The organism is Legionella quateirensis, assembly GCF_001467955.1.
Lineage (GTDB): Bacteria > Pseudomonadota > Gammaproteobacteria > Legionellales > Legionellaceae > Legionella > Legionella quateirensis.
Window position 1 is genome coordinate 367,541 of record NZ_LNYR01000031.1, and the last position, 11,166, is coordinate 378,706.

Here is an 11,166-nt window from a genome sequence, read left to right on the forward strand (position 1 = left end):
TTGAGGACCAGCTGGTCCAGTATCGCCTTTTAATCCTTGTAACCCTTGAGGACCGGTTTCCCCTTGCATACCCTGAGGACCAGCTGGTCCAGTATCGCCTTTTAATCCTTGTAACCCTTGAGGACCGGCGTCCCCTTGCATACCCTGAGGACCAGTTGGACCTGTATCACCCTTTAGTCCCTGTGTTCCTTGAGGACCTGCTTTTCCTTGCAAACCCTGAGGTCCAGTTGGACCATTATCACCTTTGAATCCTTGTAACCCTTGAGGACCTGCTGCCCCCTGAGGTCCTGCAACTCCTGCATCACCTTTAACCCCCGTTGGTCCAATATCTCCTTTGGGGCCTTGGGGACCAACAGGTCCTGCTGGAATTTTCCCGATTTCATTTTTTAACTCGGCTTTAAGTTCAGACACCTTATTATCGACATAGGTTTGAGATGCCGGATTACTTTTGGCTAAAACATCAGTCGCAGAAAATAAAATAAGGAGGATAGCAGGGAGATATTTACTCATTGGCATTGTTAATTTTATCCTTTTTTGAATTCATCTTTGTTAACTCAGGGGGGCTGGCAATTCAATTATTCAATCCCAAGGTTCCGCGACGTTTAAATCGGAATTGTCACCAAATCCTGATGATGGAGCAATCAAATCATTAAATTAATACCTAACAAAATGGCTTGTTGTACGGGTATGTTTTTTACAGATCCACTACCGCTTTCCAAATCAATTGTGACTTTCGGGCTCGCTCCAAATATGCCTTGATAGGACAAACTGATGTTGGCAGTTGGCGTAATGGCGTATCCCAAACCTGCAATTAGTTCACCTGCCAATTGAGAAATATCATTAATGGTATCTCTGTCCATTTGCCAGCGTCTATAAGCACCACCGCCTTTGATTTGAATAAACAATGGAGCGGTGAGTTCAGGGGTAATTCGAGCGGTAATCAAGCCATCCAGCATGGGTTTTAATGTACTTAGTACTAATAGACCACCAACGGCTTCAATTTCTTCCTCGGTCATTTTTAATCGCATTTGATTGCCGCTCTGCAAACCGATTTCCAGTCCAAATAAAACAGGACCTTTTTGCACAAAATCTCTACCCAGGGCAAATCGACCTAGTGCTGTCTGATGATCTCCCCGATGTACATCTTGAAAATCAGCATAACCAAGACTTGCTGAAATCGTCCAGGGATAATTGATGGTTTGCGAATAACACAGTGAATTGAAAAGGAGCATGCTAATGCACAGTGCCAATATGAATGATCTGTATTGTCTGATCCTTGGTAAATTCATTGGATACCTTCAATTGGGGGCGTTCATGGTGTGCTGGTACAATAGAATGAAACGAATCAGCAATAATAAATTCGTAAACGTCCCGTTTAAATAATGGATGGAATAGTATATGAATCAGCTGGTAAATTCTATAAAATTGCTCTAATTATTAATCAGTTGCAGAAAAATTGCTAATGAATTTATGTACTTCTAAAATACTAATTGGTTTACAGTAAAAATAACCTTGCGCGTATTGGCATCCAACTGATTTAATAATTTCATGTTGTTGTTCGGTTTCAATTCCTTTCTGGATGCTATCAATATTAAGAGCTTTCGTTAATTGAATAATTCCATTTAAAAGCATACGGTTTTTTGCGGATTTTCCAATTCCTGTCAGTAATTGCTGGTCCAGTTTAAGATAATCCAAGGGTAACGATAAGAGTTTAGGAAGTGACACTTGCGGGCTGCCAAAATTATCAAGACATATTTTGATGCCATTTTTATGTATCTTTCTGAGGTATTTGGCTATTTTGTTGAAATATGGCGCGATAACACGTTCTGAAATGTCCAGTATAATTTGATTTTTGACGATGTTATATTGTTCTAAATTGTCATTTAATGAATCCAGAAATCGCGCATCGTTTAATTGAGTTAATGAAATATTAATTGATAATTTCCCATCAAATTTAGAGTTGAGCATTGATTGGTAATCCTGTAATGATTGTTCAATCAACCATTGACTGATGAGATGAATACACCCTGTTTGTTCAGCTATTGGAATGAATTCACCCGGCAGTATTAAGCCTTCCTGTGGATGTAGCCAACGTAATAATGCTTCAAACCCAATGATTTTATTAGAGATAATATCGATTTGCGGTTGGTAATCAATGTATAATTCATTTTTGGCAACTGCCAATTTGAGTTCTTTTTTTATGATGTCATTTCGTTTATCTTGAATGAAATGCAATGAACTCGAAAAAAAAGCAAAATTATTTTTACCCGATTTCTTTGCCTGATACATAGCCAAATCAGCGTGTTGTAACAGTTCGCTTGAGGTCTCTCCGCTTTCTGGAAAAAGCGCGATTCCTATGCTTGCCGAGATTTTCATTTGATACTCGCCAAATTGGAAGCTTCTGGATAAAACATTGATGATCTTTTCTGCGATCATTTTTGTAGAGTTGTAAGTAGCATCTTTAATTAACACGATAAATTCATCCCCTCCAATGCGGGCAATGAAATCATCTTGTCTGATACAGCGCACCATACGTTTGGTCGCTGCTTTTAACAGCCTGTCACCTATTGGATGTCCTAATGTGTCATTGATTATTTTAAAATTATCCAAATCAATCAGCAGTAATCCCAGATTTTTCCCATCAAGTTGATGCTCATACATCTTTTCAATCAATTGTTCCTCAAAGTACTTTCTGTTGGCTATTTGAGTTAAGGTGTCATAACGAGTTAAATTCAGCATGTTTTGTTCGGTGGATTTAAGCTGGGTTATATCGGTTCCATAAATGTTGATTTGCTTGAATTCAACCATCCAGATGAGAGTGAATAAATAGACTTTAGAATCTGCTTCGAGTTCAATGCGTAGTACCTGATTTGTATCTCGAGCTCTGTGGGCTTCTCTCAGTAATTGTTCAGGAATGCCTTCATGCTGATCTCTCCATTGTTTTAATATTATTTTTCCTTGATTGTTTGCAAAAATCACTTCGCCAGCAGGTTGGATTCTTATAACTGGATTAGGATCCTGCTTTGGAATACTGGCTAAAAACTGTAAGCGTCTCTGATTTAACAAACGTTCAAATTCTAAATTAATTCTACCCAGGAATAAGCGAAACAAAGTGTCATTTAGATTGTTCGTCTCCAATTTTCGGAAGGTGAGAATACTGAGTAGTCCAACTACATCATTCTGTGCATTGATAATCGGTCCAGCCAAATATGAGTTTACTTTCATTTTGGCTAATAATTTATCCTCAGGAAAACTCTGTTGAATGTTATTAAAATGACAGATGGATTTTTGCAATATAACCTGGTTGCAAGGAGAATCTTTAAGAGAGTAACTGATATTTTCTTCTTTTTTGCCCAAGGAGTAATAACTTACGGTATGGGCAATCTGTTGACTATCAACCAGACAAACTGAGGCATAATCAGCGGAGAAGGCATCGTTTATTATTTTTAGAATATCATCAATAATAGCATTCAGTTCACTGTGGTTACTAATTTGTGCCAAAGACCATAAAACCCATTCAATTATTTTTTCCTGTAAAATATTAATCAGCCGCGCAAAAATCACAGAAGTTCCGTGTATTTCTGTTTTATTTATCATAATATTAAAAGCTGTGATGGGTTTTTGGGAGATGCTCTCAATCCAGGTGAAATGTTGCGTGATTCCTTCTTTAGCTATTTGAAAGTATTTACGTGCTTGAACAAATTGCCGTTTACGTGAATAGGTATTCAGTTTAAATTGGTGCCAGAACAATTGATTAATGAATTTGTTATGGTTTTTTCCAAATAACCTGGCTGCTTCGTCATTCATGGCAATGACTTTTCCCTGCATATCAAAAGCAATAATGCCATCTTGCGATTTGCTTATTAGCTTTTTAATAGAATTATCCAGATCACATGCATTTACTTTGTTATTGGATATTGGTGTTTGTTTCTTATTTTTTGGAGTATCCATAAATTTTATCCAGTCAGTGCTAACTTAAATATAGACATTAATTATAAATTTTGTATTAGGTCTAAACTTATTATTGAAATGACCGAAAAGAAGATAAGTGCAAAATAAATCAGTCATTAACAAAGATTTTTTAATTTTAAGCACAAATCTTGCATGTAAAATATTAAAAATAGGCATGAGGGGGCGGCACCATGAAAAAAATACTTCTAACAGCATTCATGATGTCTATGGCGGCTGTGGTTAATGCTGCAAATTTTTATGGAACAGCATTGTGTGGATATCCTCAATATGAATGTATCAAAGTAGCTGGAGGAGAGAGTTGGGAAAAATTGTTCCCTGATCCTGTTCAGCGTGACCTGGTACAAAGAGTAAATCGCAGTTATAACTATTTATGGGCTGGCAGGGAAATTGCCATACCCAGAAATTTAGCGAATATTACTATATTTGATATATCTCCTTTTCCGTTAAAAATCGAAGGCGAAAATGAAAAGCAGATCATTGTAGATCAAGAGAAATTGGCCTGGGCTGCTTATGATGCTGAAGGCAATTTGGTATGGTGGGGACCAATTTCTTCAGGCAGAGATAAATGTTCTGATTCAAACAGGTCTTGCCGGACTCTGACAGGTATTTTCAGGATATTCAGTAAAGAAAATGTCAAGTGTACCTCCGACGTGTTCCCTATTGGTAAAGGCGGAGCCAAAATGCCTTATTGCATGTATTTCCATAAGGGATTTGCTTTACATGGTTCAGACGATATTCCCGGACAAAGAGCAAGCCATGGTTGCGTGCGTATGTTTATTCAAGATGCTAAATGGTTAAATGAAAACTTTGTTCAATTATCCAGTGATCGAAACAACTTTATGGGAACAAAGGTTATTGTGCGTCCGTTAAACGACAGTGAGAAAAAATCATGAATATAATAACGAACCGAGGATTTACTTCAATAGCACTCATGCTTTTATCCGGGCTGCTCTGCTTCTCTTCAATTCAGGCTGCTCCTGCAAAGAAGGACATTGCTGCTGAAGAGAAAGTAGAAAAGAAAGATAATAATAAATTCCCAACCGGATGCACTCCCGTAGGATTCAAACAAAGCCTTAAAGTATTATCACTTTATCCAGGAAAAGAGGGCGCATTACAATCCATGTACTTCTTTTTTAATCAATTACCTCAATCGGTCAGTTTGTATCAGATGCGTGATAAGGAAAGTGAATATTCCACTCGTTTTAATCACACAATTAAAGCGAATTCCTGGGCCGTTCTGGCAACCGGAGAGAGAGAGTTGAAATTTATTTGTACTTTGGGTGATGGTAAGACTTCTTATGGCAAAATTGTAGACTGTGCTGATACGATCAAAATTTGTGAGTACGTCAATGTGAAATTTGGATTGAATAATAAAGGAAATTTCTGGATAGTAGATAGTAATTCAAGAAACGGGGCCGTCAGTGAAGTCGTACATTATGGCATTATACCTGGAGTATAAAGTGCCATGAAAAGAGGGGAATCTTCATGAAATCACTAGTACCATGGATATGTTTTTTTGTTGCATCAGCGAGTCAACAAGTATTTGCTGATGAAGAGTTTAATGCTTATAGGTTAGGCGATTATAATAAAGCTGCCGGACCTTTAATGAGTAAGACAGGTCAGGATGCAGTTGCGGATTATTATCTGGGTCGTTTGTATCTTTATGGATACGGTCAGTTAAAAAATACTAATCTGGCGATGCGTTATTTTACCAAGTCTGCAGAAAAAGGCTATTTACCTGCAGTGCAGTTAATGGCCAAATACAGTTTATTTCAGGATAAAAATCCAGAAGAAGCTGCTCGTTGGTTTAAACAAGCTGCTTCAGTTGGCGATGTAAATGCCCAAATGTACATGGCCGCTGCCTACTTGTATGGCTTTGGTGTTAAGAGAAATGTGGATGTAGCCTCTCATTATTATATTGATGCGGCAAAGAGTGGCAATGCAATTGCTCAATATGCACTGGCAGAAAATTTCATCGACAGCCGTCACTCAGGTAACAACAAATTGGGTCTGATCTGGTTAACAAAATCAGCGAATAGCGGCAATCCTAAAGCATTAACCAAATTGGGCAGCATTTATTTTGTAGGCAAACTGGTCCCTAAAGATGTTCCCAAAGCTCTGGATTTATTAAATCAGGCCGCGTCACAAAATTACGTTCCGGCAATGGTGGAACTAGGTAAAGTGGCTTTGGCACAAAATGAATACGATCAGGCTTTGCAATGGTTCAATAAAGCGGCCGGTCACCAGAGTTCGGATGCCTATTTGCAATTGGCTCATGCCTATTTACAGGAAAAAAGTCCAATTTACGATCCAAAAAATGGGTTTTTGTGGACGTTGAAAGCTGCTCAGGATGGCTTAGTAGAAGCAAAAACCGACTTGGCTAATCTGTATAAAAAGGGCATTGGAGTCAATTCTAATGAAGAATTAGCCAAACAGTGGATGGATCAAGCGGCTCAGGATGCGAAGAAATCTTCTCCAACATCACCTCTGGCTCAAATGGCTTTATGGTTAAGTAATGATAAAACAGATAAGATGGAAGATACTTCTTATCAGATGAATGGGATATTCAGTGCCTGGAAAAACCCGGCAGGACTGCGGAATAACACCTATAATCAAGCTCCTCAACTTGAAGTCATTACTCGTCAGGAAATTTTTAAACCCCAGTTTGAATTAACTCAACCTAATGAAATCCCGATTAACACTTATTATGATGCTTTGGTAAGTAAAAAAGTCGAGTTAAAAAACAATGAATGGACTTTTCCTATCTATCATTTAAATAATCAAATCGAAGCTTTAGAAAGGGCATACAGCCCTGTTGTAGCGAAAGATAATTTACCAGCACCTTATATTGATGCCAGTTATTACACTTATGATGGTGATTCCAGTGCTAATTTAATGGATATATGGACCCAAGGTTGGCAAAAACAGGCAAATTATATGTCTGTGTTTAACCAAATGTATTTCCGGGCCATATTAGGTGACGCGCAATCCCAATTTGAAATTGGTCAAATGTTTCAATATGGCATTGGGGTGACGCAGAATGATCAGTCTGCGATTATTTTCTATCAGAATGCCGCTGAACAGCAACATTTGGGCGCTGAATATAATCTGGGTGTTCTCTATTTAGAACGTGCAAAAGAAAATGCAGATTATCAAACAGCATTAAACTGGTTAACTGATGCAGCGTTTAAGGGAAGTAAAAGATCGCAATACGTACTTTCCAGAATATTAGAGACAGGAAAAGCGGGGCCTGATGGTACATTATACATTCAGCCAAACCATGAACAGGCAATGTCCATGCTTTATCTTTCAGCTGCCAATAACTATGGGCCAGCAGAATATCAACTGGCTGAGTATTTGGCTCGTGAATATAACGACGGATTGAGTGTGGATGTGAAAAAACACAAAATTGCGTTGATTCGTCAATTGTATCAAGGTGCCGCATCGAATCGAGTTGCTCAGGCTTTATTACCTCTGGCTTATTATAACGCCATGGACGTTGATAAACAAAAGCAGGCTGAAGCGTTTAAAGTAGCCGAAAGTCAAGCTGATGCGGGAGATGAAAAGGCCGCCCTGTTATTGGGAATGCTCTATGATAGAGGCATTGGAGTAAGTGCAGATCCAGCCAAAGCAATCTATTGGTACCAACAATCTGGCCAGAATCCAGTGAGTCAATTCATCATGGGCACCTATACAACTGAAGGTAAAGGAGTCTCTGTAGATAAAGAGAAAGGGTTGAATTTACTGAAACAATCGGCAGAAGCTCAATTCTCTTATTCTGACTTTAACCTGGCTGTACTGAAGCAACAATCGAAAGAAGAGTTTTTACCTGATTTGATCACGGCATACCGATTAGGTAATAGTCATGCCGGTATCGTTTTAGCTGATTATTATCTGGCAGAAAATAATGATACGGACAGCATGACTCAAGCCAGGGAAATCTATACAGGATTGGCTGAAAAAGGCGATCAGTATGCGCAGTTAAAATTAGCTTACATGATGGATAAAGGGCTTGGTGCTGCTCCGAATCTTCTCGCAGCTCAACGCTGGTATCTCGCATCAGCAGAACAAGGTAATCCCGAAGCACAATATTTATTAGGTCAATTTTACCAATTGGGCGAGATTGGAGAACCTGATTATAATCAGGCAAAACTCTGGTATCAAAAAGCGGCTACTCAGTTATCCAAGGCTTCTGTGGCTTTAGGTTTTATTTATGAAACTGTGGATGATAATTATGCCGATGCCTTAAAGTCCTATGAGATGGCTTCTGAAAAAGGTGATGTGTTAGGCGATTATAATTTAGCCTTGATGTATGAATACGGTAAAGGCATTCCTGTTGATTATCAAAAAGCTAAGGCCTTATTCACCACTGCTGCAGATAAAGGCGATGATGAAGCCATGAATCAATTGGGTGGTATGTATTTTTATGGATTGGGTCAACCCCGAAATGCACAACAAGCTTTATCCTGGTATAAAAAAGCAGCTGAGCTGGGTAATAGCAATGCCCTTTATTCGCTTGGTCTGTTATCAGAAACGGGCGTAGCTACAAAACTTGATTTTCCTGACGCTTTGAAATATTACAAAGAAGCGTCTGATAAAGGAAATGAAAAGGCTATGTTGGCGCTGGCAAGAATGTATCATTATGGTTTGGGTGTAGAAAAAGATCCTAAAGTTTCAGCAAGTATTTACGAAAAACTTGCTGAGCGACAAAATGCTTACGCTCAATATCAACTGGGTACTTATTATATTGAGGGTACGGCTGGTGAGCAATCAGCTGAAAAAGGCAGGAAACTGTTAGAGCAAGCCAGTGAGAATGGCAATTTGCAAGCTCGTAAAGTATTGCGTCGATTGGATGCTCAAACTCAAGCGCGGGTAAGTTATGTTGAGCCCGTCCAATTAAATGATGTTCCTGTTTTGGAAGGCTCAAATGCCGATTTGATCTATCTTGACGCATTGAATGAATGGAATCGAGGAGACGAAGTTTTATCACGGATGATTTTACAACGATTGGTGACTCAGTATCCTAATTTTGTCCCAGCCAAACGTACTTATGAGCAGTTAAATCAAGCCAGGTTAACACGAACTTACGGTTAATACAGTTTGGTTTATGATTTAGATACTCATGCTCAATCCGGCCCCTTTTTTAGGGGCTTTTTTTTTATTATTATTTTTTGTCAATAAAAAATCATTGCCTCTTTTGTAATATTTGCTCACAATCGAATTGAAACGTTTTTTTATTTTGGGTAGTAAAGTTGTTTCAGCAATAAAACAGGACTTATGAGAAACCCCAATTATTGTGTTAAAAGAAATTTTTAATTCGGTCATTTAGTGAATCTAAACTCCCACATTAAAAATTTCGTTTTCTTCGACATTGGGATTTTTTGTAAGTTCAGTACAATATAGTTGGGATGAGTTTGCTTTAATTAAGTAGTGGTACGAACAATGAGGATAGTGATATGAAGTATGCGGTTACTTTTTGTACCTTTGATGGTGAAGCAGGCGCAAATCCTTTATGGCATAGTTGTATATTACTTTCCAGAATGGATGAAGAGACAAAACAACTGGAGGTAGTCGATAATTGGGGTTTTTATGGTTTACCGACCACCCAACGTGATAATTCATGGACCAATAAATTAAAAATAAAGATCGGATTGGATGTTGATTTGGTGGGAAATCATGGCATGTTACGCCATGAAGAAATACGGTATCTGGATCTTGGACGTGGATTGCATGGGACTACATTTGAATTAACCCAGGAAAAATTTGAACATTTGCAGGAAAAATGTTTGGAAATGGTCGAACAACAAGATAGTGCAATAAACGAAATTGTTGAGCCTTTAGGGATTAAAGGAAAGCCCTCTAAAGAAACAAGAATTTATCCATTTGAACAGCATTCTCCCTATATTTATCAATGGGAGAAAATCAGAGCAGCACAAGATCAGCGTGAACCCAGACTAAAACCCTTTGAGGTGCGATTATCCTGGGGATGGTCTGGTCCAAGTCTTGCTGAATCAAATACCTGTAAAACGCAGAGTCTGTCATTGTTGAAACATGTGCTTTCAGATGAGCAAATTACCCGCCTTACGGATGGAGGTAAACATCCTACCGTACCGAGATACAGTGGACCAATGGAAACCATTTATCTGCATAGCACGGGTCCTTTAAGACAACATGAAAAGAAATCCGGGGATAAAGTGTTTTATCGTGATTCCAAGGATCCTGGTGTTCGATTATATTGGACTGTACCTCCACAGGAAGTTGAAGCATTATCATCTGATACAACCAAGTTATTGTCGATTGATAAGGAATATTGTCCGAAAGTTAAATCAGTAGTAAGGAAATTGCAGCAGCTTGAGTGGTTACTCAGAAATGCAAAAGTTCCTGAAGAGTTCCAAAAGAATCAGGAAGCTTTAATCAATCAAGTGATCTGTCTTTATAAAAGCTTCTCCAGAATCAAACCCAAAGAGGATAAACCATCCATAACTGGTGTACAGGGATTTTTTTATTCAGTACTGTCTCTGCCGAGAAGCAGAGCGGAGCTGCGTTTACAAGAAAAAATCAAGAGCGCGGAGAATTTGTTTAATGGTCTTTATATGGCTCTGATCCATCGTATGAAAATTGATCAATCCAGACCAATTGAGCCTATTGATGAGCTGAACTCTGAGGATGAACAGAGTGAAGCAAGTTGTAGCTATGAACAGGTTGATTTGATTGATGAAAATCCTTTGGAAGCTGTAGTCAGTTATTTATCAGTGAATGATCAAATTGCGTTATGTCAAATTATTGGACGTAACTATTGTGTTGATGATGAGTCTGAAGAAGAGTTATCTGAAGATGAACTTGATTTATCGGAAGAGCACTTGGTTCAGAGTAATAAATCAAATGAATATGCTCAAAGTCCCAGATAAAGTTTATTAAAGCATCATTTACTTTCTCCTTCGGAGAGAACCGTCATCCCGAGTAGAACGAGGGATCTCCTTAAAGAGGCACTGAGCTTACATCAGGAGATCCTTCACTGCGTTCAGGATCTGAGGTATCCCCTAATAATTCTAGCGAGGCTCATTTACTACTAATCAGTATAAACGTTCGTCATTGCGAACAAAGTGAAGCAATTCAGAACACAGTTCCAATAAAGCTCCCTTCTGGATTGCTTCGCGTTGCTCGCAATGACGGGTATTTATCGCAATGAGGGGT

Annotated in this window: 6 protein-coding genes and 1 pseudogene; 4 read left to right on the top strand and 3 right to left on the bottom strand. The window is 38.6% G+C overall.

Annotation, left to right across the window (positions count from 1 at the left end):
• The 3 genes and pseudogenes from Lqua_RS18775 to Lqua_RS11270 all read right to left on the bottom strand — a co-directional run.
• Positions 1–516 (bottom strand): annotated as a pseudogene (locus tag Lqua_RS18775) (collagen-like protein); the annotation flags it as partial.
• Positions 517–641: 125 nt separating this feature from the next.
• Entirely contained in the window at positions 642–1,289 is a 648-nt protein-coding gene (locus tag Lqua_RS11265) for a hypothetical protein (RefSeq protein ID WP_058474365.1), read from the bottom strand.
• A 148-nt stretch (positions 1,290–1,437) separates the two neighbouring features.
• Positions 1,438–3,951, bottom strand: coding sequence for an EAL domain-containing protein (locus tag Lqua_RS11270; protein ID WP_058474366.1), 2,514 nt, complete (start codon positions 3,949–3,951; stop codon positions 1,438–1,440).
• A gap of 191 nt (positions 3,952–4,142) precedes the next feature.
• On the opposite strand from Lqua_RS11270, the gene Lqua_RS11275 reads away from it, so the two are divergent.
• The 4 genes from Lqua_RS11275 (at position 4,143) to Lqua_RS11295 (ending at position 10,880) form a co-directional block, all read left to right on the top strand.
• Entirely contained in the window at positions 4,143–4,865 is a 723-nt protein-coding gene (locus Lqua_RS11275) for a L,D-transpeptidase (protein WP_058474367.1), read from the top strand.
• Positions 4,862–5,431, top strand: a complete 570-nt coding sequence (locus Lqua_RS11280) for a hypothetical protein (protein WP_058474368.1) — start codon at positions 4,862–4,864, stop codon at positions 5,429–5,431. The genes Lqua_RS11275 and Lqua_RS11280 overlap by 4 nt, the downstream gene beginning before the upstream one ends.
• A gap of 26 nt (positions 5,432–5,457) precedes the next feature.
• Complete coding sequence (locus Lqua_RS11285) at positions 5,458–9,066, top strand: tetratricopeptide repeat protein (RefSeq protein ID WP_058474369.1); 3,609 nt, start codon at positions 5,458–5,460, stop codon at positions 9,064–9,066.
• Positions 9,067–9,428: 362 nt separating this feature from the next.
• Positions 9,429–10,880: a hypothetical protein gene (locus Lqua_RS11295; RefSeq protein ID WP_058474371.1), complete on the top strand. Its 1,452-nt coding sequence runs from the start codon at positions 9,429–9,431 to the stop codon at positions 10,878–10,880.
• The last annotated feature ends 286 nt before the right edge of the window (positions 10,881–11,166 follow it).